26 protein-coding genes are annotated in these 26,857 nt (G+C 39.7%); 10 read left to right on the top strand and 16 right to left on the bottom strand.

Going from position 1 to position 26,857, the window contains the following annotated elements; translation table 11 throughout:
* Positions 1-5: 5 nt before the first annotated feature.
* Genes ACSLUF_RS16175 through ACSLUF_RS16185 form a run of 3 tightly spaced genes read left to right on the top strand, consistent with a single transcriptional unit; the run spans position 6 to position 1,807 of the window.
* The gene (locus ACSLUF_RS16175) at positions 6-569 is read left to right on the top strand and encodes a DNA-3-methyladenine glycosylase I (RefSeq protein WP_435623698.1); all 564 of its coding nucleotides are present in this window, start codon (positions 6-8) and stop codon (positions 567-569) included.
* A complete protein-coding gene (locus tag ACSLUF_RS16180; RefSeq protein ID WP_435623699.1) occupies positions 559-1,137 on the top strand; it encodes a hypothetical protein in 579 nt (192 codons plus the stop codon). Before ACSLUF_RS16175 ends, ACSLUF_RS16180 begins: the two co-directional genes overlap by 11 nt.
* Positions 1,124-1,807 carry a DUF2490 domain-containing protein gene (locus ACSLUF_RS16185; RefSeq protein ID WP_435623700.1) on the top strand — a complete coding sequence of 228 codons (684 nt, stop codon included), beginning with the start codon at positions 1,124-1,126 and terminating at the stop codon, positions 1,805-1,807. The genes ACSLUF_RS16180 and ACSLUF_RS16185 overlap by 14 nt, the downstream gene beginning before the upstream one ends.
* Here ACSLUF_RS16185 and aat read toward each other — a convergent pair.
* From aat to ACSLUF_RS16200, 3 genes are read right to left on the bottom strand one after another with little or no spacing between them, the layout of a single operon-like run.
* Complete coding sequence (aat, locus tag ACSLUF_RS16190; RefSeq protein ID WP_435623701.1) at positions 1,796-2,458, bottom strand: leucyl/phenylalanyl-tRNA--protein transferase; 663 nt, start codon at positions 2,456-2,458, stop codon at positions 1,796-1,798. The genes ACSLUF_RS16185 and aat overlap by 12 nt on opposite strands.
* Before the next feature lie 32 nt (positions 2,459-2,490).
* Positions 2,491-3,867 carry a short-chain fatty acid transporter gene (locus tag ACSLUF_RS16195; RefSeq protein ID WP_435623702.1) on the bottom strand — a complete coding sequence of 459 codons (1,377 nt, stop codon included), beginning with the start codon at positions 3,865-3,867 and terminating at the stop codon, positions 2,491-2,493.
* A gap of 6 nt (positions 3,868-3,873) precedes the next feature.
* Entirely contained in the window at positions 3,874-4,251 is a 378-nt protein-coding gene (locus tag ACSLUF_RS16200) for a DUF3127 domain-containing protein (protein WP_435623703.1), read from the bottom strand.
* A 123-nt stretch (positions 4,252-4,374) separates the two neighbouring features.
* Between ACSLUF_RS16200 and ACSLUF_RS16205 the strand changes: the two genes are divergently transcribed.
* Together ACSLUF_RS16205 and ACSLUF_RS16210 are read left to right on the top strand one after the other, a co-directional pair.
* Positions 4,375-5,523 (top strand): sensor histidine kinase, encoded by a 1,149-nt coding sequence (locus ACSLUF_RS16205; RefSeq protein ID WP_435623704.1) that lies wholly within the window; start codon positions 4,375-4,377, stop codon positions 5,521-5,523.
* A 12-nt stretch (positions 5,524-5,535) separates the two neighbouring features.
* On the top strand, positions 5,536-5,886 hold the full coding sequence (locus ACSLUF_RS16210) for a hypothetical protein (protein WP_435623705.1): 351 nt from the start codon (positions 5,536-5,538) through the stop codon (positions 5,884-5,886).
* On the opposite strand, the gene ACSLUF_RS16215 is transcribed toward ACSLUF_RS16210, so the two are convergent.
* On the bottom strand, positions 5,879-6,271 hold the full coding sequence (locus ACSLUF_RS16215) for an HIT family protein (protein ID WP_435623706.1): 393 nt from the start codon (positions 6,269-6,271) through the stop codon (positions 5,879-5,881). The two genes, ACSLUF_RS16210 and ACSLUF_RS16215, sit on opposite strands and share 8 nt — an antisense overlap.
* Positions 6,272-6,335: 64 nt before the next feature.
* On the bottom strand, positions 6,336-6,812 hold the full coding sequence (greA, locus tag ACSLUF_RS16220; protein WP_435623707.1) for a transcription elongation factor GreA: 477 nt from the start codon (positions 6,810-6,812) through the stop codon (positions 6,336-6,338).
* A gap of 187 nt (positions 6,813-6,999) precedes the next feature.
* Here greA and ACSLUF_RS16225 point away from each other — a divergent pair, with 187 nt between their 5' ends.
* Positions 7,000-7,437, top strand: a complete 438-nt coding sequence (locus ACSLUF_RS16225; RefSeq protein WP_435623708.1) for a hypothetical protein — start codon at positions 7,000-7,002, stop codon at positions 7,435-7,437.
* Between the two features lies 1 nt (position 7,438).
* On the opposite strand, the gene ACSLUF_RS16230 is transcribed toward ACSLUF_RS16225, so the two are convergent.
* Together ACSLUF_RS16230 and ACSLUF_RS16235 are read right to left on the bottom strand one after the other, a co-directional pair.
* The gene (locus tag ACSLUF_RS16230) at positions 7,439-8,443 is read right to left on the bottom strand and encodes a Gfo/Idh/MocA family protein (protein ID WP_435623709.1); all 1,005 of its coding nucleotides are present in this window, start codon (positions 8,441-8,443) and stop codon (positions 7,439-7,441) included.
* 43 nt (positions 8,444-8,486) lie between these two features.
* Positions 8,487-10,709, bottom strand: coding sequence for a TonB-dependent receptor (locus ACSLUF_RS16235; protein ID WP_435623710.1), 2,223 nt, complete (start codon positions 10,707-10,709; stop codon positions 8,487-8,489).
* A 375-nt stretch (positions 10,710-11,084) separates the two neighbouring features.
* Between ACSLUF_RS16235 and ACSLUF_RS16240 the strand changes: the two genes are divergently transcribed.
* Positions 11,085-13,550, top strand: a complete 2,466-nt coding sequence (locus ACSLUF_RS16240) for an ATP-binding protein (protein WP_435623711.1) — start codon at positions 11,085-11,087, stop codon at positions 13,548-13,550.
* Here ACSLUF_RS16240 and ACSLUF_RS16245 read toward each other — a convergent pair.
* The 7 genes from ACSLUF_RS16245 to ACSLUF_RS16275 form a co-directional block, all read right to left on the bottom strand.
* Positions 13,525-14,868 (bottom strand): sigma-54-dependent transcriptional regulator, encoded by a 1,344-nt coding sequence (locus ACSLUF_RS16245; protein ID WP_435623712.1) that lies wholly within the window; start codon positions 14,866-14,868, stop codon positions 13,525-13,527. The two genes, ACSLUF_RS16240 and ACSLUF_RS16245, sit on opposite strands and share 26 nt — an antisense overlap.
* Before the next feature lie 146 nt (positions 14,869-15,014).
* Positions 15,015-15,320 carry a hypothetical protein gene (locus ACSLUF_RS16250; RefSeq protein ID WP_435623713.1) on the bottom strand — a complete coding sequence of 102 codons (306 nt, stop codon included), beginning with the start codon at positions 15,318-15,320 and terminating at the stop codon, positions 15,015-15,017.
* A 719-nt stretch (positions 15,321-16,039) separates the two neighbouring features.
* Positions 16,040-17,578, bottom strand: coding sequence for a DUF4301 family protein (locus ACSLUF_RS16255; RefSeq protein ID WP_435623714.1), 1,539 nt, complete (start codon positions 17,576-17,578; stop codon positions 16,040-16,042).
* The gene (locus ACSLUF_RS16260) at positions 17,575-18,138 is read right to left on the bottom strand and encodes an AAA family ATPase (RefSeq protein WP_435623715.1); all 564 of its coding nucleotides are present in this window, start codon (positions 18,136-18,138) and stop codon (positions 17,575-17,577) included. Before ACSLUF_RS16260 ends, ACSLUF_RS16255 begins: the two co-directional genes overlap by 4 nt.
* Positions 18,093-18,731: a nicotinamide riboside transporter PnuC gene (gene pnuC / locus ACSLUF_RS16265; protein ID WP_435623716.1), complete on the bottom strand. Its 639-nt coding sequence runs from the start codon at positions 18,729-18,731 to the stop codon at positions 18,093-18,095. Before pnuC ends, ACSLUF_RS16260 begins: the two co-directional genes overlap by 46 nt.
* Positions 18,715-18,975, bottom strand: a complete 261-nt coding sequence (locus ACSLUF_RS16270; RefSeq protein ID WP_435623717.1) for a thiamine-binding protein — start codon at positions 18,973-18,975, stop codon at positions 18,715-18,717. The genes pnuC and ACSLUF_RS16270 overlap by 17 nt, the downstream gene beginning before the upstream one ends.
* A gap of 57 nt (positions 18,976-19,032) precedes the next feature.
* Entirely contained in the window at positions 19,033-19,668 is a 636-nt protein-coding gene (locus tag ACSLUF_RS16275) for a 4'-phosphopantetheinyl transferase family protein (RefSeq protein WP_435623718.1), read from the bottom strand.
* Positions 19,669-19,739: 71 nt separating this feature from the next.
* Between ACSLUF_RS16275 and ahcY the strand changes: the two genes are divergently transcribed.
* Together ahcY and ACSLUF_RS16285 are read left to right on the top strand one after the other, a co-directional pair.
* A complete protein-coding gene (gene ahcY, locus ACSLUF_RS16280; RefSeq protein ID WP_435623719.1) occupies positions 19,740-21,056 on the top strand; it encodes an adenosylhomocysteinase in 1,317 nt (438 codons plus the stop codon).
* Between the two features lie 90 nt (positions 21,057-21,146).
* Entirely contained in the window at positions 21,147-22,250 is a 1,104-nt protein-coding gene (locus ACSLUF_RS16285; RefSeq protein ID WP_435623720.1) for an SDR family oxidoreductase, read from the top strand.
* A 15-nt stretch (positions 22,251-22,265) separates the two neighbouring features.
* Here ACSLUF_RS16285 and ACSLUF_RS16290 read toward each other — a convergent pair whose 3' ends face one another.
* Complete coding sequence (locus ACSLUF_RS16290) at positions 22,266-23,021, bottom strand: LytR/AlgR family response regulator transcription factor (protein ID WP_435623721.1); 756 nt, start codon at positions 23,019-23,021, stop codon at positions 22,266-22,268.
* Positions 23,021-24,106: a sensor histidine kinase gene (locus ACSLUF_RS16295; RefSeq protein WP_435623722.1), complete on the bottom strand. Its 1,086-nt coding sequence runs from the start codon at positions 24,104-24,106 to the stop codon at positions 23,021-23,023. Before ACSLUF_RS16295 ends, ACSLUF_RS16290 begins: the two co-directional genes overlap by 1 nt.
* A gap of 235 nt (positions 24,107-24,341) precedes the next feature.
* On the opposite strand from ACSLUF_RS16295, the gene ACSLUF_RS16300 reads away from it, so the two are divergent.
* Positions 24,342-26,723, top strand: coding sequence for a TonB-dependent receptor (locus tag ACSLUF_RS16300; protein WP_435623723.1), 2,382 nt, complete (start codon positions 24,342-24,344; stop codon positions 26,721-26,723).
* The last annotated feature ends 134 nt before the right edge of the window (positions 26,724-26,857 follow it).

Here is a 26,857-nt window from a genome sequence, read left to right on the forward strand (position 1 = left end):
AAAACATGGGCATAAATCGCTGCGGCTGGTGTGAAGGTGATCCACTTTATGAGGCATATCACGATAACGAGTGGGGGGTTCCTGTTAAAGACGATGACACTCTTTTTGAGTTTCTTATCCTTGAGACTTTCCAAGCAGGCTTAAGCTGGATTACAGTTCTTAAAAAACGCGAAAACTTCAGATTGGCCTTTGATAATTTCGATTATCGAAAGATTTCCAGGTACGAACAAAACAAAATTGACGAATTGCTAGCCAATCCAGGTATTATCCGGAACAAGTTGAAGGTAAATGCGACTGTCAGCAATGCCCAGGCTTTTATGAAAGTACAGGAAGAATTTGGAAGCTTTAGTGAGTATCTATGGGCTTTTGTGGATGGCGAACCCATTCGGAATAAATGGGAAAATTATAAGGACGCCCCTGCCACCTCCCCAATATCTGATGCGCTAAGCAAAGATTTGAAAAAAAGAGGATTTAAGTTTGTCGGGAGCACTGTTGTCTATGCCCATATGCAAGCAACAGGAATGGTAAACGATCATGAGGTAAGCTGTTTTCGATACAATGAAGTATAAACTCCTTTTTCTAAGCTTATGGGGAAGCCATTTTTTTGTTTTTGGCCAAGTCAAGAACGAAATAGAATATAAAATAAGTCCTTCGGAACTTCCAAAGGGTATTGAAACGTTACTGTCCCCGCACATGCAGGATGCGAAACGGATTCGTTACTTTCTTGAAATTGATGGGGACAAAAAAAGTTTTGAAGCGAAGTTCAAAAAGCGGCGATTGAGATATAGTGTGGAGTTTGATGAGTCCGGCGCTTTGGAAGATGTAGAGTTTATTATCAAACCAACGGACATTCCAAATGAAAGCTGGTCCAATATCCTACGATATCTTGAAGGGAATTTTTCCAAATTTACTGTCAAGAAAATTCAACAACAGTATCCCGCTAAGGACAAATCCCCAGCCCAGACCCTAACCGACGCTTTCCAAAACCTACTACTACCTTATCTAAACTACGAGTTAATTGTTTCCGCAAAGAATAAAAAAGGGTTTGAGCAATTCGAAATTCTATTTGACTCCGAAGGACGATTCTTGGAAATGCGCAAATTCATAGGTTCAAAGTATGACCATGTCCTTTATTAAAACATTAGGGGTAGCGATATGTCTACTACTTCCCATCACCTTGCGAGCACAAGAGAACCTGACGGGGTTCTGGCAACCTCAGGCTGCCTTGGACTATGATGTTACTCCAAACTACGGACATAATTTTTCCATCGCCAATCGCTCTTTTTTTCTAAGAGATGGAGGTTTCGATTTTAAGAGTCGACAAATAGATTTGGCTCATTTTTCTAAATGGACACTTAAGGACAATCAAAGTATTGCCTTGGGAATTCAATACCGTTTCAGGGATTTTTTTGAAGATGCTTCCAATGAGTTGCGATTTACGCAGCAGTATAATTTCACCTATAGGCCCCTTACCGTTCGATATGGACATAGATTTAGAAGTGAACAACGTATCACCACCAATCTAACTACCTACCGATTTAGGTATCGATTTACTCTCGATTTTCCTTTAAAAGGTCAGAAGTTGAATATAGGAGAACCCTATTTTGCAGGTAGTGCAGAGCAACTATTGAGTGTTGCTCAAGGAAATTCCTCCCAATATGATTTTCGGCTTAACGGACAAATAGGTTGGCAATTGGATAAAGGACTAAAGCTTCAAACGGGAATTGAATACAGATTTGAAGAATTTACAGCTTCGGTTGTCCAACATGTAATCTTTCTGCTGACCACCGTGCAATTATCCATTTAATACTTTAAGAAATTCAGTTCTTGAAATTAGTTCCGCCCCCAAACTTTCCAAGTGGCTGGTATGGACCTGACAATCTATAAGTTGATAGCGTTTTTCCTGAAACTCCGTCACCATTTTAATGAATGCAAATTTTGAGGCGTTGGGAACCAAACTGAACATACTCTCGCCGCAAAAAACGTGTCCTAAGTCGATTCCATAAAGACCGCCAACCAATGTATCACCCTCCCAAACTTCATAGGATTTGGCAAAGCCTTTATTAAAAAGCTCTTCGTACGCTTGTTTCATTTTAGGGGTAATCCACGTGCCATCCTGTCCCTTTCTTTGGATTTTGGCGCAATGCTCCAGCACTTCTTTGAAACATGTGTTTGTAGTAAGTGAGAACTGATTGCTGCGCAATACTTTTCGCATGCTTTTCGAAACCCGTAGTTTGTCCGGAAACAATACCATCCTAGGGTCTGGACTCCACCATAAAATCAGGGCATCCTCATTAAACCAAGGAAAAATACCATTCCGATAGGCCAACAATAAACGTTCAGGAGAAAGGTCACCTCCAACCGCCAACAGTCCATCTTCATTCGCAGCACTTACAGGTGGAAACTCCAACCTATCACCAAGAAAGAAGAGAGGAAGATTCTTCTTGTCTTTTTCCACTTTGCAATTTTCCTACAAAATTACAAAAACCCCTACAAAACAAGAAGTCCGGTAATGAATATAAGACTACCCACCACCATAAAAATCAGGGTATAAGGCAAAATTTCCTTTGCTTTTAGTTTGGTTATTCCCAATAATGGTAAAGCCCAAAACGGTTGCAACATATTGGTAATTTGATCACCGTAGGCAAGTGCCATAATAGCTTTGGGCAAAGGAACCCCCAGTTGCAAAGCAGATTCCAAGACCAATGGACCTTGAATGGCCCATTGTCCTCCGCCACTGGGCACAAAAATGTTGACCAACCCAGCACTGAAAAAGGTAAAAATAGGAAGCGTAGTCGTGTTACTTATGGAGACAAAGAAATCAGAAATGGACGTTATCATCCCACTTCCGGCCATAATCCCCATAATTCCAAAATACAATGGAAATTGAATCAAAATTCCTGAGGTATCCGAGATGGCTTCCTGTACTGCCTCCAAAAAGCTCTTAAAACTACCATGCAAAACGATGGCCAAACCCAACATGAAGAAATTAAGCATGTTCGGAGTAATGTTCAATTGTTGTAAGGGTGCCAGATATTGTACCAAAAAAGCAACAAAAAGCAGTATCCCGAAAAATAAAGCCATCCATTTTGAATAATCCAAGCGTTCTGCTCCCAATGAATCCTTCCTCGATACGGAATTAAAAGCATAGGGTTTTAAGGAGATTGCTGTTGGTACGGATTTTTTTCCCAAGAAATACGCCAATAGCCCTATGGCAATCAGTACTACCCCAAATAGCCCCAAGTTCCATCCGCTCAAAATAGTTAATGATGTGGATATGGAAGAGGGCAGCTGATCAATGACAGAGCTTTCTGTAATTCCATTTAGTAAATCGGGTATATGACCTTCTTCGGCAACCTTTAATGGAGCCGACCCGCTTATTCCTCCATGCCAAATCATTAGGCCCGCATAACCGCAAGCACCAATCAAAGGATAATTCAACGGGATATTGTTGACTTGTGCATGTTCTCCCACCTTGCGAGCCAAAATTGCTCCAAAAATCAGACCTAACCCCCAATTAAAAAATGACACCAACATGGTAGAAACGACCACTAAAACAGCTGCGTTGGCGGTATTGTTTGCCCACTTGGTTATTCCCAGAAGCAAGCGTTCCATGGGTTTGCTCAAAACCAAGACATGACCCAAAACCAAAATAAGCATCATTTGGTAGGCAAACACCAAAAGGCCACTGTTCCAAATGCCTTTCTCCCAATGTGATAAAATTGAAGTGAAATTGGAATCAACAGAACCCTCTCCCGTAAAAACCAAGGCCAAGACCATCGTAACAATGGTGAGTAAGACCGCAATGGTAAAAGGAGACGGTAAAAAACGTCTAAAAAGATTTTCTATGAGTTTGGTAAAACCCAAGTCGAATTAAAAAGGAAGGTCATCGTGATCTTCTTCATTTAAATCATCGGCGGGTTCAAATGCTTCCATTGGGGGTACCGGAGGCATGTTTTCGGTATTAGCCGCACCTTCCAAGTTTTCGATGCGCCACCCTTGGATGGAATTGAAATACTTGACCTCACCTTGGGGATTGGTCCACTCCCTACCTCTAAGGTTTATACCTATTTTTACTTGTTGACCTACCTGATAGCTATCCAATAAATCGCATTTATCTTGAATAAATTCCACTAGAATATGCTGCGGATATTGCTCTTCCGTAGTAACTACAACCTCGCGTTTTCTGAAACCATTGTTACCATAAGTTTTGGTCTCATCTATCATCTTAATTCTTCCCTGAACTTCCATGTATTCTGCTTTTCGAAATGCTCCAAAAATACAAAAACCAAGTGCATTTAAATCGGAATGTATCAACGATCTATCAACAGTGTTTTTCCATTTTCCGCTATCTTTAAAGTCAAGTAAGTTAAAATGAACTTTAACCCCAAAAGAAAAGCTTCCAACATTACTTTGCTGATTTCGGCATTTGTCATCGTGAGCTTGATTCTTTGGAACACGAACAGTTTTTTCAAAAAATTCAAGGAAGAGGAACGATTGAAAATGGAAATCTGGGCAACCGCCCAGTTGGAGCTCATCCAGTCTTCGGTTGACCAAGAACTTGGTAATTTGACTCTAAAGGTCATGGGCAATAATACCTCTACCCCAATGATTTTGGTAAATGAGGCGGGTACTATTAAAACCCACAATATTCCGGAGGAAAAGGCACTGGATTCAGTGTATATCCAGAAAAAAATCAAGCAATACAGAGGTGAAAACCAACCCATACAGATTGTCCAAGACGGGGAATTGCTGGAAACTCTGTATTATGGAAATTCGGAGGTTTTGAATAAGCTAAAGTATTATCCGCTTGCCCTTCTACTCATCATCTTTTTGTTCGGAACTGTAATCTTCTTTTTCTTTAAAACAAATAAGGCCTCGGAACAAAACAAGTTATGGGCTGGAATGGCCAAAGAGACCGCCCATCAAATAGGAACACCTTTGACCTCACTTTTGGGCTGGAACGAATTGTTAAAGTCAGAAAACATAAACGAAGATATCACCAAAGAAATTGGAAAGGACATTTCCCGATTACACACCATCACGGAGCGTTTTTCCAAAATTGGTTCCACCCCAAACCTAGAGGTTCACGACATTGTTTCCGAAACGGAAAAAGCCTACGAATATCTAAAGCGTAGAAGCTCAAAACTTATTCATTTCTCGTTTAGTTCCAATACTACTGAAGTTCCTGTGTTGCTGAATCCTCCTTTGTACAATTGGAGTATTGAAAACTTGGTAAAAAATGGTATTGACGCTATGAAAGGCAAAGGGAATATCAGCATTGAAATCGAACAAAAGGGACAGAACGTAAATGTCATGGTTACCGACACAGGACATGGAATCCCAAAAAGTGATTTTCAGAACATATTCAATCCTGGAGTAACCTCAAAAAAGCGAGGGTGGGGTCTTGGTCTTTCGTTGGTGAAAAGAATTGTGGAAGAATACCATAAAGGAAAAATTAAAGTACTTTCGTCAAGTAAAGAGGGAACAATCATGCAAATTTCCCTTAAAGCAAGCCCCTAATCCCATTAACCTATGGCCAAAACAAGAAATATTGTTATTAAGGATGCGGATATTACTAATAACTGCCCTGAATGCTATAACCAGGAACTTAAGCTTACCTTTTATCAAAAGCACACTTACAATGCCTTTTTTCATCGAACTACCGATGAGGTAACCCACGAAATCAAGTGCAAAAAATGTTATTCCATTATCTATCCAGTAAATTGGACAACGGATATTGAGCGCGTTTTTGATTACTACAACAAGCTAGTACAACCTGATAAACCCTCCGTAAGGTTTACCACTTTATTTTTTGTTATTCTAATACTAATCTTGGGATTGATTGGAGCCGGAATCTATCTGTATATGGAAGGTATTATTTAAGGTGCGCCCTTATTTTTTGCGTAATCTCTTCAAATTCCTCTGCTTTCAAGGTAACCTTGTGCTGAAAAGTAGCATTCTTCATGCTGTGCAATGGGATGAGGTGAACATGTACATGGGGAACTTCCAGCCCAATCACGGTCATTCCCACCCGTTCACAAGGAAGGGCAGATTCGATTGCTAAAGCAATCTGTCGGGAAAACTCCATGAGCTTCATGTAGTCCGCATTGTCTAAATCCCATATTTTATCTACCTCCTTTTTGGGAACGCAAAGTGTATGTCCTTCTGCATTGGGATTGATGTCTAGAAAAGCAATATGGCCCTCATCTTCTGCAACTTTGTAGCAGGGAATTTCTCCATTGATGATTTTTGTGAAAATACTTGGCATCCAAAATGTTTTTAAATAAAAAATCCCGCCTTTTGGCAGGATTAAATATAGTCATTTCAGTTTCCTATTGTCGGGTGATTTCTAGAATATCGAATTTCAAAATTCCATTGGGTACTTGTATCTCAGCAACATCTCCCACCGATTTTCCCAACAAACCTTTACCAATCGGGGAGGTTACAGAAATTTTTCCTGATTTTAAGTCTGCTTCGCTCTCAGCTACCAGCGTATACTTCATTTCCATCCCATTGGTCTGATTCTTTAATTTTACAGTGGACAAAACCAATACTTTGGAAGTGTCCAATTGCGATTCGTCAATTAAACGGGCATTGGCCAAGGTTTCTTCCATTTTGGATATTTTCATTTCCAAAAGACCTTGGGCTTCTTTGGCAGCATCATATTCTGCATTTTCGGAAAGGTCTCCTTTGTCGCGGGCTTCCGCTATAGCTTGGGAAGCTTTGGGGCGCTCCACATCCTTCAACTGATTGAGTTCTTCCCTCAATTTCTTAAGTCCTTCGGCGGTATAATAGGATATTTTACTCATCTTCATCATTTTTAATGCAAAAGAACACTGGAGAAAATGAATCTGATTTTCCCAATGTACTTTATCTTCTCAAATACAAAAAATCCTCAACGAACCCTGTGCGCCGCACAGTTTTTTTGCGAGGATTTAACGCAAAGATAGGTATTTTTTGCTCAAATTTGTTTTGTAATGCTTTGAAATTGAACGTATGAAATACTTCTGGGGCCTAGCCCTTTGCCTCATTTTACTGGGTTGTGACAGTGACCCAGGGAACAGAAATCCATTTTTACAAGAAGTTAGGTTTCGATTTGAACTCGATTTGAATCTTCCCGCCTATGTTAATTTGAATACCATAGGTAATCCGGTTTATGTGGACAATCCGGGTGTAGGAATCCGAGGGGCATTTGTTATGAGGAACGGTCTTGATTCCTTTATCGCTTTTGAAGCTAGTTGCCCAAATCAAACTCCCAGTGCCTGCTCTACCATGGAAATCGAAGGGCAAAATGTAGTCTGTCCCTGTGACGGTCTAACCTATAGTTTGTTTACGGGACAACTGCTTAACCGTCCCGACGATGGCAATCGGTATTTTGATTTGCTTTTTTATAGAACCACATTTAATGGAAACGTGGTTACCATTTCCAATTAAATCAACCCCCTTTCAGAATAGCATCCATTACCCAACTGGTATGTAATCCTGATTGGCCCATAGAAGGATGCACCCCTCTTCCAGATAGATGGTTTTTGATTTTCTCAACATGATATTTTTGAATATGCTCTGGGTTAGGTATTTCTACAGCTTCCTTTCCTGAGATGGTTTCCAAAACCAAAGGTGCTTCATCCAGTACTGCAAAGGTGATTTTTCCTTCTGACCCAAAGATTTCAACAATATCTTCTCTTTTATGCGCTAGGAAGTTCCAACTTCCTTCCCCGGTTATTCCATTTTTATGCACCCATGAGGCTGTAACCGAATCAAAGGCGGAATACAATCCCCCTTGATTTCGAGCGAATCCACTGGCCATTTCAATCTCTCCCAATAAGAATGCAAATAGATCCAATCCGTGGCTTGCCAAGTCATCAAAATATCCTCCACGAGCCACTCTTGTGTCTGTTCGCCAATTATAGTCACCGATTAGGTCAATAGGACTTGGAGCTTTTGTCTTTAGCCAACGAATATGCCTTACTTTCCCAATTCGATTAGCTTCCAACCACTTTTTTATTTGTAGAAATCTTGGGAGCGACCTCCTGTAATAAGCAATAAAAAGAGGAATCTTCTTTTTATGGAAAGCTTTATAAATGGCCAAACTGTCCTGATAATTAGGGGCCATTGGCTTTTCAATACAGCAAGGCTTTCCTACCTCAGCTACCCAAAGGCCATATTGTTTATGTGAATCTGGAGGCGTTGCAATATAAATGGCATCTATATCTGGATTTTCAATGACCTCCTTCGCATTTACGGTCCATTGTGGTATTCCATGACGTTTGGCATAGTCAGAAGCCTTTTCGCTATCTCTTCGCATCACCATTGCCACCTCAAAACCTTCCGTTTTTTGGTAGGCTGGGACACTTTTCTTTTCCGCCACCCCTCCACAACCAATAACTCCCCAGCGAACCGAGGACTTGCCCTTGAAAGATGAAAAAAGGGATTCTGTCATGATTTTAAAAATACAGAATCCCTTTTATAAGTTTTAAGTCAGCTTACAAATTAATCGTAGCCCCAACCAAAAAGTTAATGCCCGCTTGAGGATAGAACCCATTCCCCTCAATAGTGGTAACTGTCCCGGGATTGGTAAAATCGTCATCAAAAGTGAAGAAGAAACCGTTGTTTTCGTATTCCAAATCGAACAGATTGTTGATTTGCCCAGTAAGCACAATGGATTTTATAAAGGGAATTGTGATAATCTGGTATTGAATATTCAAATCATTCACAAAATAGGCCTCCAAACGAGAGACAGGCGAATCTATATTACCCATAAACTGTTCCCCTACATATTTGGAGAAAAAACTAAAGCTCCAATCGTCATTGGGACTAAACGTAAAGACATTTCCAGCAATGATTTCAGGAGAAAAGGAGATATTGGTGTTCCCTAAATTTTGCAATACTCCATCACGCTGAAAGAAAAAATCTCGGTTTTTATTCGTGCTCAATGCCAAATTAGGGCGCACGCTAAATTTATCTGAAATGTTCCAGTTTGCATCGATTTCCAATCCCAAACGAAAGCTACTGCCGCTGTTCGTGCGAATGGGGAAGCCTACCTCATCCAAAGCTCCGGTAAGTACCAATTGGTTCCTAAAATCCAAATAGTAAATATTAGTGTTTAGCTGAAAATCTGAAGTGATATGTCTCCATCCTAATTCAAAATCATTCAAACTCTCGGATTCAGGATTGCCATTTTCAAAATCCACCCTTGCAGGCTCGCGATTGGCACGCGCATAAGAAAGATAGAGTTTGTTGTTCTGATTAAGATTGTAGGTCACTCCAGCTTTGGGATTAAAAAAAGTATAGGTCTCATCAACACCCAAGACGGCTCCAGGTTCAAATAATGAACCGCCGGCTTCATAGTTTATATTACGCAGCTGTAGATCCCCAAAAAGCGAAAGTTGGTCATTTAATTTGAAAGTCCCTTTTGCGTATACATTGAAGTCTTTTTTATCGCTATCGTTTTCAAAAAAGCGATTAGGAATATTGGGTACAATGGCAAACTCTGAACCAATGACTTCTCCAAACTGCTCCCCATCATAGCGGTTCCAACCACCTCCAAAAACAGCATCCACTTTAGCAGAGTTGTAGATTAGACTAAAAACTGTACCATAAAAATCACTGTTTAGGTGCTGACGCGTAATCAAATCGGAGTTTGTAACAGTTTCTCCTTCAGAATCAAACTCATCCAATCGGAAAAAGTTTAGGGAAGCGTCGTCTACGTACTGCTCAAAAAAGCCTCTACCATAGGTATAGTGGAAAGAGATATTCCCACTCCAATTGTCATCAAATTGTTGGGTGACATGCAATTGATAGTGGTCCTGCTTGTAGTTATCGGTTTGACGGTCGTAAAATTGTTGGACGCCATCCCTGTCAACATAAAGGCCATCAAAATTAAATCGCCTGTCATTTTCCAGTCCAGCTTGGTCAAGACCAGCAAAGGAAAGTCCAGTTATTTCTTCTCCTCCAAAAACCAGAAGTTTAACTTGGGTATTTTCATCTTTATAAACTCCATCCAAAAAATACGAGCTTAAATCAGAAAAAGCACGGTCCACATATCCATCCGATTTGATTCTTGAGAGTCTTCCAGAAAAGGCAAAGTGATCGTTCAGCAAGCCAGTACCAAATTTTACGGTATGTTTTCTAGTGTTGAAACTCCCAAAACTATTTGAAATTTGGGCGTATGCTTCTTCCGAGAGATTATCCGTCAAAATATTGATGCTTGCCCCAAAAGCTCCTGCACCATTAGTGGAAGTTCCAACCCCCCTTTGTATTTGGATGTTTTCAACCGATGAAACAAAATCCTGAAGGTTGACAAAAAATGTGGTCTGGCTATCCGCATCATTGTAGGGAATTCCGTTGATGGTAACATTGATTCGAGAATTATCCGCTCCTCGAATTCGAAAATCAGTATAACCCACTCCAGTTCCATCAAAAGTTGTGGAAACCACAGAAGGCAGATAATTGAGCAGGACTGGAATATCCTGACCCAAATTTACTTTGGCGATTTCTGTTTTCTGAAGATTGGAAAAAGTAACTGGTGATTCTTGGGTAACACGGGAAGCGGATACCACCACTTCATTCAAATCAATTTTTTTTCCTTGTACTGAATCTTGTGGTTGATTTTGCGCATTCAGCGAAACTATCGCTAGGCTACACAAGGCCAATGTTGTGAATATAGTTTTAATGCGATGTTTCTTATTGTTTTTTAATCGTCGCATTGAACCACTACTAGATTTAGTGGTCTTTCCATGATAATTAGAACATAGTAGTTTCATTCGTAAAATGGTTACGAATAAAAGGGGCTATTATTCTGGTTAAACTTAATTTATTAAAGCGAAACGTCTGAATAGTTTGGCCAGCGCACCGTCTCGCTCCTCACCCCAAAGGTCTACAAGACCTTTGTTGCTCGGCCGTCCCTTGGCAGCATTACCCGCCCAGGTTCATTGGGTATAATCTCAGCCTTTTTACAAAAGCACCCCTTTGAGATGGGTGCAAATGTACTATCCGGCCTCCATTTTTCATAACAAAAAAATAAGTTAATTAACAAAGTGTAGGCATTCGATATTTATAAACCCTCCGTATATCCAATACCTATGCGCCCCAAACCCAAAAAACGGTTTACCCTAAAAATCATATCCAGTTATTTTGTGCTGGTTGTTTTAGCTGTGCTAGCTAGCTATTTAATCTACTCTGAATTTCAGACCTACGATACGTTTCAAAGCCAATCCACGGATAATCAAAAACTACTTCAGACCAATTTACTTCTGACCGAACTCCATGAGGCGGAAAATCTGTCTAAATTGGCCCTACAGTCTGGAAAGAAAGCAGCACTTAAAACCTATTCCAAAAAAGTTGATTCTGTTTCTCTTTTAATTGACTCCCTAAAGGTTCTCACGCCCGAAAGTAGTCAGCAAAAAAGACTTGACAGTGTTCAACATCTCCTTGTTCAGAAAGCCTTCAATACGGCCGAATTACGAAAAATAAGATTGGAAACCGCAGAATATACCCCCACGGATTCTTTGATGAGTGCTCTAAAGAAAATGGAGGTTGATATGGGTCGAATCACTCCTGAAAATCTGGTGTCCAATTTTGAAGAACTTCCTCCAACAACCCAAGAATCCATCAAGAAATATGTGAATCTATTGAACGAAAATATTCCCCAAAATAGGAATGCATCAACAAAAGAAGTAAACATCGATTCTTTACTACAGCTTTCAAAATCCATTTTGGCCCAAGCTAAAATTGAGAACACGCGATTAAAACAATCTTTGGCACAAAAAGAGGTGAACATTTACCGGACCGATTTAGAGCTTTCCCAAAAATTGCGAAGCATCATCTCATCGCTCCAAAAAGAGATTATCCAAAATGCCGAATTTGACAGTTTTCAAAAACAAAAAGTTATTGAACGTAGCATTCGATTTGGAGGTATCGCTGCTTTTTTAGGACTGTTTGTCGTCATATTGTTTACTGTGCTGGTATCCAATGATTTTCTGAAGGTTCAGCGGTACAGGGATCAACTTGAAAAGGAAAAAGCCTACTCAGAGGCGCTTTTACAGAGTAGGGAACAGCTTATTTCCACAGTAAGCCATGACCTAAAATCTCCTTTAGCCACTATTCAAGGTTACACTGATCTATTGGCTGAAAAAAATGCCAAGAAAAAGTTTTTAGGGTATACAAACCATATGAAATCCGCTTTGACCTATGTTGATACCCTCTTAAGTGATCTTTTGGATTTTTCCAGATTAGAGGGAGGGCAGTTACCTATTGAAAAAAGATCCTTTCTTCTTTCAGAACTGCTCCGTACCATCTCAGCCCAATATCAAGATATCCCAGACAAAAAGAACATTACTTTTTCATGGAACATAAGTTCAGAACTTCATACACCTATATTAAGTGACCCTATTCGCCTTAGTCAAATTCTGAACAATTTGATTGGCAATGCGTTCAAGTATACGCACAAAGGTTTTGTTAAGGTCGATGCTTCCATCTATGAAACTGGAAAAGGAACTTTTTTGAAAATAAAGGTAGTAGACAGCGGTATTGGGATTAAAAAAGAAAAGCAAGCACTAATCTTCAAGGAATTCACCCAGGCTGATGATTCAATTTATGGGAAATATGGCGGATATGGTTTAGGGCTTACCATAGCGAAAAAATTGAGTGCGCTTTTGGGCGGGTATATGGATTTGGAAAGTAGGGAGCAACAGGGAAGTACATTCATTGTGTGTATTCCTTTGGAATTTGGAACTCTTAAAGAACTTCCAAGTGAGCACCACCCTATTACCTCTGACCACAACCCCCACAGCTTATTGATTTTTGAGGATGATGAGGCCTTATTAGAGTTATTGCTAGAAGTCTGTAAATCCAGAAATATCAAGGCAATTGGGTTCAATAGGTTCGAAGACATGGAAATCCCTAAAGATTTTCAGTACTCTATTGTCTTGACCGATATCAATCTTCCAGATATTGATGGGTTTGGTGTATTGGAGCAACTAAAATCCAAAACCTATTCCCATTTTACCGACCAACCTGTTATTGCAATGACGGGACAACGCAACATTGAAAGAGCAAAATTTATTGAAGCTGGATTTTCAGAAATTTTACCAAAACCTTTTTCATCAGAAACTCTGTTGAATGCCCTGCAAACACTGACTTCTAAAAGCGCCGTTGAGAGCAATGGAATTCTTCAAGAAAAATCCATTCCTTCCCAATCCCTATTTAATCTTGAACCTATTTCCAGTTTTTTGGAAAACCAGGAAGCTCTTGAAAGCGTCCTTGCCACTTTTCTCCAAAATACTACGCAAAATTTGAAGCTGTTAGGCGAAGGACTTTCCCAAAAAGAACCCAAAAAAGTACGATACGTTGGGCATCAAATGCTTCCCATGTTTCGGCAGTTGGAAGTGAAAGAGGCTATTCCCATCCTTGAACGATTGGAAACAGTTGGTAAAAAATCAGAATTTGGACAAGCAAAAAAAGACTACGCCCAATTGAAAGCCATTTTCTCAAAACTCAAAAAAAGGATACATGAGCAGGTGTTCAAACATCCAATTGATACAGATTGATTTTATTGTAAAGCGTTTTCCGCGTTATCTGAAGCAATTCTGCCGCTTTACTTTTATTAAAATTGGTTTGCTTCAAGGCCTCTAAAATTCGTTCTTTTTCATAAGAGGATTTTGAAAAATACTTTGCTTTTGTGTCTTTTTCAATGTTAGTTTTTATGTGCTCCGGCAATGCTTCAACCTCAAGACTGGTGCCTTCGGAGAACAAAACGGCCCTTTTGATGCTGTTTTTCAGTTCCCTTAAGTTCCCTGGCCATGCATAATTCAATAAAACCATTTTTGTTTCCTCTGAAATTTTGTCTACTTGTCGGCCAATTTCTGCATTGGCATCTTGTAAAAAAGCTTCCGCAAATTGCAATAGGTCATTCTCTCTTTCCCGTAAGGCTGGTATAGCAATCGAAAATTCATTCAATCGGTGATACAGGTCTTCTCGAAACCTACCCTCCGCAACTGCTTTTCTCAAATCTTCATTGGTGGCAGATATAATTCGTACATCCACATGAACTTCCTGTGTACTTCCCACGCGTTTTATCCGGCGTTCCTGTAAGGCACGCAATAGTTGAACTTGATTTTCATAGGAAAGATTCCCTATTTCATCCAGGAACAAAGTTCCCCCATTTGCGGCTTCAAAATGCCCTATTTTGTCTTCTACCGCTCCTGTAAAACTTCCTTTGATATGTCCAAAAAACTCACTGCTCGCGATTTCCTTAGGTACGGCCCCACAATCCACTGCAATAAACTTTTTGGTTTTCCTTGAACTTGCATTATGAATAGCTCTTGCGGTTACCTCTTTTCCAGTACCGCTTTCTCCGGTAAGCAAAACAGACATTTGGGTAGGCGCTACCAATTGCAAATAGTGTTGAAGTTTTTGGGAACTTTCACTTTCTCCCAATACAAAATCTTCTCCTGTAGCCCGATTTTTGCCTTTGGCGCTGTTCTTAATATCCTTTCCCTTATTGCTTACATTTTTTAGTGCTTCATTTATAATTTGCAGAATGCTTTCAGGTGTAAAAGGCTTTGAAATGTAATCGAACGCTCCTTTTTTCATTGCTTTTACTGCAGTTTTTACCTCCGCGTACCCCGTCATCATGATAATCTGGGTCTGAGGGGATTGTTTTTTAATTGTGGAAAGCAAGCTTACCCCATCTCCTTCTGGAAGACGGACATCAGAAAGGACAATTTCAAAAAAAGTAGTTTGTATTTGAGAAATTGCATCTTTCAGCGTTACTACTGCGGTAACTTCAAACCGATGCTTGGTCAAAAAGCGGGACAGCATTTGACTAAAAGCGGTATCATCTTCAATGATTAAGATTTTGGGCATATCTCGTAAGCAATATACGATGCCCACATAAGAAAGGATGATAAATTCTTGGTAAAATTGTCACAAAAAGAAGAGGCTTGCCAAAGCAAACCTCTTCCTAACCAAACTAACCTAACACGATTAATCAAAAACTTGTTGTGTTTGTATTACAGCTCTATCCAGTTACCTTCTGCGTCCGCATACACTGTACCGGATGTACCATCTGTCAAAGACAATTCCAACTTGAATTGATTGGACGCATTTTTATACGCTTTATTGATACTGGCTGTTGGATAATCATTTGCAACGGCAGCCGCTACAGCCTCGGGAAGGTCGGACACACTGATTTCTTCAAAATCTTGTACATCCGCTACAACGGTTATCTCATCATTTTGGACATTTGTTGTAGCATCTTGAGCCGTTGCCATAAATCCTACGAATGATAATACTGTTGCTAAAACTAATTTTTTCATTATATATTCTTTTTAATGATTAAACTCAAGCTATATCATGAAAATCTGATGCCAACGGCTAGTATACCATCGTATTATATTTAACTTTTTGATTATCAACTAATTATATTTTTATTTGAGATTATGTATTTGTGTAATAGTGTGAATCAAAGTGGATGATTGTGTATTTTTTATACAAAAAGAAGGCTGCATAAGCAGCCTTCAAGTGGACAACGCATGGTTAGTGTTTGCATAGCATCATCCTATTTCCTTCTTTTCTGTTGGTTTTCTTTCTTGAATATGGATAATAACAAAAAGATGGATATCCCCAAAACGATTATACTCACCACAAATACAGTTTTAAAAAGTATCATCTTTCCTTTTCTAGTTTATTTGACACCATTATCCCATACAAGTCACAAAAAAGGCCGCAACGTGTGCGGCCTTCAACCAAATCAACCAACCAAAAATGACCAGACACTAGTGTCTGGCTTATTTATATTATCTGCTTTTTTAGATTTCTGTTCGCCCAAAAAAGAAATCCCAAGAGCACTATATTAAGCAGCACCAAAAAAGTTGTAATTCCTATTAACCACATAATCTGTTCCTTTGCTTCATATAGTAAGACCCCTGTTTTTTTCATGGGTCACCTTAAAGTGGGAATTTTAACACATTCTTGACATTTTAGGGTAAAAAAAATCCCCTGATACTAGGGGAAAGAAGAATCAAAATTGAATCTGTTACGCTTGATGACTCGGTTTAAGTAAATCGTTTACGGTTTTAACAGGATTGAAAGTGACCAAGGGTACCTCAACAAAAAGTGTATTCCAAAAAGCCATTCCTCCATTCCAGAGTCCAGGGAGTTCCAACGCTTTTAATTCCTTTCCTGCCTGGGTTTTGCCAGTAATAAAGCCTTGTTTGTGATCTACAAACTCCAAAAGGGCATATTTCTCACCTTTGTAATTCTTAACTCCACCAATAATGTCAACCGGATTGAAGTGTGTGGCGTTCTGTGCCAAACCAGCTTGTTGTGGGTCGGACATATCCATTTGGGCGGATTCGACGATTTGAAGGGAAAGACCTCCATTTTGATCCACAATCCAGAATGGACCTCCTCCAGGTTCTCCCTCATTCTTAACCATTCCACAGATTCGTATCGGTCTATTGATTTTATCCTTTAGCGTGGAAATTTTGCCTTCTAAGCCCAATTCATTGAATCCCTCCGGAAATCTGGCATTGAGTTCATCTTCCAAGAAGGTTTTTATTTCGACTAATTTTTCTTCGGAAATGTTGGCTCCATCTAAATCCGCAGCATGCTCAAAAGCTTTGGATTGTACTTTCAACAAAACCCCCGCAAGCATCTTCTTGCTGTTTCCTACTACTTCCAAATTTTGATCCACTACAACATTATCAATATTCTTTATGAATATGACATCTGCATCTTGTTCATTTAAATTCTCAATCAAAGCACCATGCCCCCCAGGTCTGAACAGAATGGAACCGTCGTCTTTTTTGAAAGGTTTGTTTTCCATATCAACCGCTATAGTATCTGTAGAAGGTTTTTGGTTGGAATAGGTAATGTGAAAAGTGGTATTCGTAGCTTCGGAAACTTTAGGTCCGGATTTTGAATGCTCTTCTTTGAACATATCATTGTGCTGTACGGAAATGGTAAAATGCAAATTAGCCTGTCCTTCCGTTTTAGCGTAAAATGCTGCTTCCTTCAGGTGTTCCTCGAATGGGGTTGCCGATTCTGAGCCATATTTATGAAACGGAAGTAATCCTTTGGGATAGAATCCATAGTTCAATCCTTCTTCCACCAACATTTCCTTTACGAACAAGTACGCCTCTTCATCCGCATTCTTGGCTTTGCCGGAAATACGGTCCATGATAAGGTCATAAAATGGTAAGTTTTCCTTTCCATCCAAAAACTGCTGAGCCGCCCTATCCCCAGTTCGTTCAAAATAAGCTTCCAAAGATTCCTTAGAGGTATCAAAGGCATCCAAGAAATTGAACATGGCCTTGAACATTCGGGATGCAGCCCCGGAAGCAGGCACAAACTTCAAAAGATTTAGCCCTGAAGAAGCCTCTTCAAAATATTGTATTAGATTTTCTTGTTCGCTATCGGAAAAGCGTAGAATCCCATCCCCAACTATAGCTGCCTTTTCCAATTTCACAAAAGGTATCCCTTCCTTAAAAGTTTCAATTTGGCTTAATACTTTTTCTGGTGTAATTCCCTTTTCCTCGAGCTGTTTTAAATCTTCAGAACTGAATTCTATCATGGGTTAAGCAGTTTATCAATGTGCTGTTTTGCGGTTTGGAATCGTTGTTCCTTATCTCCCTTTAAAGTAACGAAATTCCTATTGTATTTCTTTAAAGTTTCATGGAAATAAGAAAACATTCTTTCCCGTTCATCAGGCTTGTCCCTTAAATCATCTTTTACCCATGGAGTGTCAATATAGGTCAACAAATACAGATCATAGGAATTCTGCAAGGCATACTTCTCCAAAAGCGGGTCTGCATAGCCCAAATAGTACGCTTCGGAATAGACTTTGGTCTCTAATAAATCGGTATCGCAAATCAGAATTTCGTTAGCTCTTTTGGCCAAGGTATTCTCCAAATTCATTTGCCCAAAAGCAATAGGCAGTAAATCTTCAGGTTCGCATGTTTTTTGTTCCCTATCCCATTTTTCTTGCAAATACTCTCTAGCATACTCAGGAACCCAAAGGGTTTGGTAGTGGTCCGCCAATTGTTTGGAAAGTGTAGTTTTTCCAGTGGACTCCGGCCCAAATAAAACTACTTTAACAAGGTTTGAGGGCTCTTGCCCAAGCTTTTCTTCCATGCGCGATAGCCATAAATAGCGATAATGGTAAATAAAAAGTATTGAAAGGAAGAGAATACCAATCCTTTATATAAATATAGGGGAACAGAAATAATATCTCCAATAATCCAAAAAGTCCAATTCTCCAGTTTTTTTTTGGCCATCAACCACATCCCTACAAAGAAAATGGCCGTGGTTAAAGTGTCCACATAAGCTGTCCAAGCATCGAATTTTTCGAAGACAATATAAATTCCAAAAACAAACACGATAGTGGAAAGAAAAAGGAGAACTGCCCATTTTTTTTCCATAGCATTCATCCGGGAGATTGGAATAAAGTGGGTGTCATCCACTTTTCTAGTCCACACCCACCAACCATATATACTCATAGCAAAATAGTACGCATTGATAAGCATATCGCCTAACAAACCATAAATCAATAGGATATATACGAAAATGGCCGTGCTAATAATTCCTGTGGGATAGACCAAGATATTTTCCCTTTTGGAAAACCATACACTTAAAAAGCCGAAAATGACCCCGATTATTTCGAGGACGACCAAATGGGTAGGCGTATCATTGTATTGTGCAAAAAGCCAATCAAAAATGGGGCTCATAATTGCTTCGATCAGATTTTACCATTTTCATTTGCAACACCACGTGGTCCAAATTGTCAAAAGTCTCCTTGATTTCGGTCTGTAACAATTCCATAACCTTGTCATATTCTCCATAAACCTGAGTGCTTAATGGATTTTCCAGAACAATAAGCCCAGAAGCTCTTAGTTTTTGAATAAAGTTGATGATTGGAGGTTCAAAATTGTCCTGCAAAGGAGTAAGAGTCAATTCTACGGATATTTTCATGGAAGGTGTCAATTTTTAAAGCGCAAATTTACGAAAAGGGAATGGTTGCCATTGAAATCAACTTTCGCGTTTCGCATAGACACAGGTAAAGCCTTCAAACTCCAAAAAATCCACAGAATACTCGGATTTTTGACCTTGATATCGAATTTTTGCAGTGGTCTTTCCATCTTCAAACCCAAAATCCGTAACATCAATATGCTTTAAGAAACTTAATCCTGGCTGCGCATAAATCTTGTAGAGGGATTCTTTCGCCCCCCATACAATGGTAAGTTTCCTGACAACTGCTTCTGTATTGGCAAGAGTTCGATACTCATGAACAGGAGTGAATTTGTGGGCTATTCTCAAGATTTTTTCCCGTTGCATTTCAATATCAATACCAACCTCCTCCATTTTACTAATAATAATTCCAGTGAAGTTGTTTGAGTGGGTAATGGAAATATGATTCCCATCTTTTAAATAAGGCTTTCCAAAATCTGAATAATAGACATCCTTATCTGCATAACCAGCCTCCGCCAACAGATGGCGAATACTTAAAAAAGCTCTACGATGCATTTCGGATTTCATCCCATCCACCCGTTTCTGACAATTAGAAGTCAATTCAACATCTTTTGCCAAATCTTGTTCCAATTCGGTTACTTTCCAAAGATAGACCTGGGCATCTGGAGAAACTGTTATGCTTTTGTAAATGGGCACTGTTAAGAGTTTAGTAATTCGTATCTTTGCAGCCTTAAATAGCTAAGCTACAAAAGTTAAAGTACAAAAGAATGAGCACAAAGACTATTCCCTACGTTCCTTACAAAGTAAAGGATATTTCATTGGCCGACTGGGGTCGAAAAGAGATAGAGTTAGCGGAGGCCGAAATGCCTGGGTTGATGGCGTTACGCGAAGAATACGGAAAAGAACAACCCCTTAAGGGTGCACGGATTGCGGGATGTTTGCATATGACCATCCAAACCGCAGTTTTGATTGAAACTTTGGTCGCTTTGGGTGCAGAGGTAACGTGGAGTTCTTGCAATATTTTTTCAACACAAGATCATGCCGCTGCTGCCATAGCTGCTGCCGGAATCCCCGTGTATGCGTGGAAAGGTATGACTGAGGAAGAATTTGATTGGTGTATAGAGCAAACCTTATTCTTTGGTGAAGAAAGACAGCCATTAAATATGATTCTTGACGATGGTGGGGATTTGACCAATATGGTGTTGGACCAGTATCCAGAATTAACTGGAGCCATTAAAGGACTTTCCGAGGAAACCACAACTGGAGTTCATAGACTTTATGATCGCGTTAAAAACGGAACATTACCGATGCCCGCCATTAACGTAAATGACTCAGTCACCAAATCTAAATTCGACAATAAATACGGTTGTAGGGAAAGTGCAGTTGATGCTATTCGAAGAGCAACCGATACCATGTTGGCTGGGAAAAGAGTTGTTGTTGCAGGATATGGTGATGTTGGTAAAGGAACTGCAGCTTCATTTAGAGGAGCCGGAGCCATCGTTACGGTTACCGAAATTGACCCAATCTGTGCACTTCAAGCCTGTATGGACGGTTATGAGGTAAAGCGTTTGGAAACTGTTATTGGTAACGCAGATATTGTCATCACCACAACTGGAAACAAAGACATCATCAGAGCTGAACATTTCAAGGCTTTGAAGGATAAGGCAATTGTTTGTAACATCGGACACTTCGATAATGAAATCGATATGGCATGGTTGAATGGCGAATATGGTAATACCAAGGATGAGATCAAACCTCAGGTGGATAAGTATACAATTGATGGAAAAGATGTTATTATTTTGGCAGAAGGACGATTGGTAAACTTGGGATGTGCCACTGGTCATCCTAGTTTTGTAATGAGTAACTCTTTTACCAATCAGACTTTGGCCCAAATTGAGTTATGGAACCATAGCGATGAGTACGAAAACCAGGTGTATATGCTTCCTAAGCACTTGGACGAAAAAGTTGCTAAACTGCACTTGTCACGTTTAGGTGCCGAATTAACCGAGTTGAAACAGGACCAAGCAGAATATATTGGTGTTACTGTTGAAGGTCCATTCAAACCGGAATATTACAGATACTAGATTTTTCTAATAGAGAAATTTGATAATAAACCCTTGTCCATAGCAGGGGTTTATTATTTTTAGACCTTCTAGGTAAACATCGACCACGACATGAATATCATTTTGACTGGAGCTACAGGCACCCTAGGGTCGCAAATACTTTTCTCCTTACTTGAAAGTAGGTGGGAGACTCTGGAAAAGATATACTTGATCGTTCGAAAGAAAAAAAGGGTTTCTGAACATATCCGAATAATGACTATGTTGGATAGTGATTCAGCTCCAGCTTTTATTCGCGAAAATAGGAACGAGTTAACGGATAAAATTGCTGTCGTAGATGCACAGTACCTGTTAAGGCCTGATATTTTTTTACAAAAAGGAACTCGATATTATTTTATTCACTCCGCTGGTTTTGTAAATCTCTCGGTAAATCCAGAAACCAAACCTGAGATTTTCAAGGAAAACCTTACTCTAACCCAAGATATCTTTCGGGTTTATAAAGATTATTTAGCTAAGTTCATCTATATAAGCACAGCTTTCTCTATTGGAAAACTAGATGGGCTTCTGGACAATAATTACATAGAAAAAGAGCAAAGCGAATACCGTAACTTTTATGAAGCTTCCAAACATGCTGCAGAGAAGTATTTGGTTAAAGCAGGACAGGAGGCTAATATTCCCATTCAAATACTGAGACCCAGTGTGCTTGGAGGCAACATCATGGATTCCCCTAGCTTTTTCATATCCAAATACATGGTGTTCTATTTGTTTGCAAAGTTCTTTTATAAAAGACCTACTTCAGAGTTTGTCAGGATTCAAGCAAACCATGATAGCAAACTCAATATTATTCCAACCGATTATGCCGCTAAGGTGGTCGCCAAAGTATTTGATACCGATGTTACGCAGCTAAATATTGTAAATTCCAAAGGCACCAATATATTCACCGGAATCGCCAAGATATTGGAAACCGTGAATTTCAAAAATTTTAAACTAACCCAGGAATTGATGGATACCGCCTCTGATTTTGAAAGTACATTGGAACAGTTTTATTATGAAACCATTGGTGTCCACTTGACACCTTATCTAACTGCCAAACCCTACGAATGGGATACGGCATTATTGGAGAGCATTTTACCAATTCCAAAATACAACCTAGAGGATTATTTAGTCGCCACGGTAGAATTTGCCAAAAACAATGGCTTTAGGAATCAGCGATGGTAAAATCCCATTTCCCAACTACATATCCAACCAACGCTTAAAGTTTGTGGTGCGTTCGCGAGAAACAATTACCTGCTCCTCTTCCTTTGGAAGAATTTTTAACAACAGCCGGCTATTGAAGTAGCTATGAATTTCAGTTACCGCTTTTACGGATACCATAAACTTCCGGTTGATGCGAAAGAAATGGATAGGATTCAAGATATTTTCCAACTGGTCGATAGTATATTCAATAGGATACGATTTCCCGGTATGTGTATATAAATGAATCAGGCCTTCATGGGATTTAAAATACGCAATGTCCTCTACGTTAAATGATTTGAACATATTGCCCACCTTGACCATAAAGCGATGTTTGTACTCCTTATGGAAAAGCTGTTTTAAATGCTCTAAGTTTTCGGTAGTCCCATTTCCGTTTCGGGTGATGTTCTTTTTGAATTTTTCCAGGGCCTTCTTCAAATCTTCCTTAACAATGGGCTTCAGGAGATAATCCAATCCATTGTACTTAAAGCCTCGAATGGCAAACTCGTTATAGGCAGTGGTGAAAATTACCGGAGGATGTTCATTGAGTTCATCCAAGATATCAAAACCATATCCATCATTCAGCTGAATATCCAAAAAGATAAGGTCTGGCTTTTCGTTTTGGGCAAACCAATTGGACCCACTTTCAACGGAACTTAATTCGGCAACGATTGAAATCTCTGGGGCTAATTCATTGACCATTTGTCCCAATCGCTTTGCCGCAAACTCCTCATCCTCAACTATGACTGCCTGCATCAAGAAATTGCTTTTAAATTGGTTTTCATTGCATCACTTTCCAACAACGGAATAATTACTTCAAAATATGCTTCCTCTTCGCGAACAAGCACTTGTTTGTTGGTATAATACGCATACCTTTTTTTGATATTCTGCAATCCCATTTGGGTGGTTTCCTCTGGCTTGACCCTTTTCTGAAGATTGTTTTTTACCACCAAAGCGTCCCCTTGAATATTTGAAATCGAAATTTGTAAAGGTCTTTCTTTGCTGTACTGATTATGCTTCAGCGCATTTTCAACAAGCATCTGAAGGGTAAGCGTAGGAATGAAGTACAATTTTGCATCAATATGTATATCCATTGAAATGGTCACCGCCTTTTTGTGTCTTACATTCATCATAAAAATATAGGAATCCAAAAAGTTGATTTCCTTCTGAAGACTCACCAAATCATGTTCCCGATTGTCCAGAATATAGCGATAAGTCGATGCCAATCGGGTTACAAAATCCGAAGCCAAGTCCCTATCCTCGTACATAAGTGATGTTAGTGTATTCAGACTATTGAACAAAAAGTGGGGGCTTATTTGATTTTTTAGAGTGGTATACTGGGATGCCATCATTTCTCGTTTCAAATCATCCATCTGCTTCGTTAGTTCATCTCTTTGCTTCATTGAAAAATAAAAAAGATTGATAAAAATTACGGCGGTTCCCAATAACCAAGCTCTAAAAATGTTGGCCCTAAATTCAACCGGGGGGTCTTCGCAAATTATTCCAATGAAATCCTTTAAAGGAAAGAGCGCCAAATAGTAAATTAAAGTGGTTAGGGGAACCAAGACCAACATCGTCTTACCAAAAATTAGGAGGCTGTTTTTTAAGGTAAGCCCTCCTTTTTTAAGCTGTTTGTATATGAGATAATCATTATACTCCCAGGAAATCATAAAAAACAAAAACGCGGTGACGTAGTAGAAAATGGGAGTAGGTTCCAAAAAACTACCCATGCCTTTCCCATCATGGTCAATGGACGCCTTTATGAGTAGATAAACCACATTCACCACCATCCACCTTAGGAAAAACTTTCTAATACCCTTTTTTGTAAAAAAATCTTTCATATCAACCTTAAAGATACTGAAGTCTATTAGTGTAGGCTTTGACCATCTACCGAACTGAGAAAAAAAGGCTTGAGTTGTCAATTTTACCACTAAACCGTATCCGCACCTCAAAGGACCCAAGAAATCTGTCTAAACGTCTTATGCTACATGCCAAATCAAAATATCCCGATTCGTGGGAATAGGTAATGGAAGATGCTCGAACCTAAATCATATTTGGGTAAACAAATCAAAAATCATGAAAAAGTTAAGTATTCTATTGTTGTTTTTAGGTTTTCAAGCATTCGCCCAAAATGGTACCATCAAAGGCATCGTAGTGGATAAACAATCAGAAGTTCCATTAATTGGGGCAACGGTTGAACTTCTCGAACAAACAACCAATATTGGTGTAATTACGAATGAAGATGGCAGGTTTACTTTGGAAAACACTCCTGTAGGTAGACAAAAAATCAGAGTAAGTTACATTGGCTATGAAAGTGTCACCCTTCCCAATATTGAAGTTACTGCGGGAAAGGATGTCTTTCTCACTATCTCCTTGCTAGAATCTTTCAATCAGTTGGATGAAGTTGTCTTGACTTCAAACACGAACAAAGACCGGGCAAACAACAAATTGGCTACGGTATCTGCAAGGCAATTTGGGGTCGAGGAGGTTACCCGATTCTCCGGAGGGAGAAGTGATGTTGGGCGTTTGGCTGCAAATTTTGCCGGAGTTTCCACCCCGGATGACAGTCGTAATGATATTGTGGTAAGAGGCAACTCTCCTACGGGATTATTGTGGCGGGTTGAAGGCATCCCCGTTCCCAATCCCAATCACTTTTCCACTGTAGGCACCACAGGAGGTCCCGTATCTGCAGTTAACCCCAACACCTTAAAGAACTCGGACTTTTTAACCTCCGCTTTTGCATCCGAGTACGGAAACGCCCTGGGAGGGGTCTTCGATTTAGGCCTTCGCAAAGGAAATGTTGATGACTATGAGTTTTCAGGACAAGTGGGGATTTTTACTGGGGTAGAAGCCAATGCCGAAGGTCCATTGGGGAAAAAGAATGGCTCGTTCTTAATTGCCGCGCGTTACTCTTTGATAGGATTGCTTGGCGCTGGGGCCGGTGGTACTGCCGCAACTCCTAATTACACAGACTTAACCTATAATATCGACTTTGGGACAGGCAAACTAGGTCGATTGTCTTTCTTTGGTATGCTGGGCAATTCAGATATTGAGTTTTTAGGGGATGATATTGATGAGGACGACCTTTTTGCTGCCGAAGATGAAAACACCTTTGTGGACTCCAATTTTGGGATAATCGGATTGAAACATCAGATTCCACTTGGAAAACGCTCATATCTTCGAACCATAGTGGCAACTTCTTTTTCCGGGACGGAATTCATCGCAGATAGATTTATAGACAAGGATACTCCCCAGGAAAGAATCATTCTATTTACCGAGGCGGACAATACGGAATCTAGATTGTCCTTTTCAACACTATTCAATTCAAAATTGAGCAATAGGGCCACTTTGCGGACTGGAGTTTTGATTGAAAACTTCAATGTGGAACTACTTACTCGCGACAGAAATGAGCAATCAGACGATAATGGAGACGGCGACCCTGATTTGTTTACTTTCTTGGATGTGGACGAAACTTTTTCCATAATCCAACCCTTTATACAAAGTCAGTTCCGGTTGACAGAAAAACTGACCTTAGATGCTGGGCTGCATGCCCAATATGGGAGTTTGAATGAACAGTTTGTACTGGAACCCCGAGCCGCGCTAAACTTCCAAATTGCCCCAAATCATAAAGTTAATTTTGGATATGGATTGCACCATCAGAATGTCCCCTTCCCTATTTTATTCCTAAATGAAGAAGTAAATGGTAATCTGGTTCAAACCAACCGAAACCTAGACTTTATAAGGAGCAATCACTACGTATTGGGATATGATGTGAAACTGGGCAATGATTGGCGTGGAAAAATAGAACTATATACCCAAGATATTGATAACGCAGCAGTGGAGCCATTTCCCTCCAGCTATTCTTCATTGACTGAAGGTGCCGATTTTGGGTTTTCAAATGATAGGGTTTCCTTGGTCAATGAAGGGACTGGTTTCAATAGAGGTGTCGAATTTACATTGGAAAAGTTCTTTAGCAACAGTTACTACGGACTATTGACTGGGTCCTTTTACGAAAGCAAATACGAAGGAAGTGATGGCATAGAAAGAAATACCCCTTTCAACAATGGCTATGTCATAAATGCCCTGGCAGGTAAGGAATTTCAGCTAGGAACCAATAAAAGCAAGGTTCTTTTTGTGGACTCTAGAGTCTCATTTGCCGGAGGACGCTTTTTTACACCCGTGGATTTGGAGGCATCCCGGCAAGCTGGATTTGAAATTCAGCAGGATGATTTGGCTTTTAGCGAACAACTGGACGATTACTTTCGTTGGGATATCAAATTTGGACTCAAAATCAACAGCAGAAATAAAAAACAATCCCATCGCTTTTACGTAGATCTTCAAAATGTGACTGCCAATGAAAATGTCTTCGTAAGACGGTACAACAGGCTTACGAACAATGTGGACCAAGTAGACCAAATAGGATTTTTTCCTGATTTTGGTTACACATTTCAGTTTTAAACGTCTTTAATCATATTATCAAAAAACGAGAACCATGAAAACGCAAGAAAATAACGCGAAAATAGAACAGGAAAAACGATTTCCTCTTATCAGGATTTACAAAAGAAAAAAACTCCATACCTCCTTTGTTTGGT

The organism is Flagellimonas sp. (assembly GCF_965601775.1).
Classification (GTDB): Bacteria; Bacteroidota; Bacteroidia; order Flavobacteriales; family Flavobacteriaceae; genus Flagellimonas.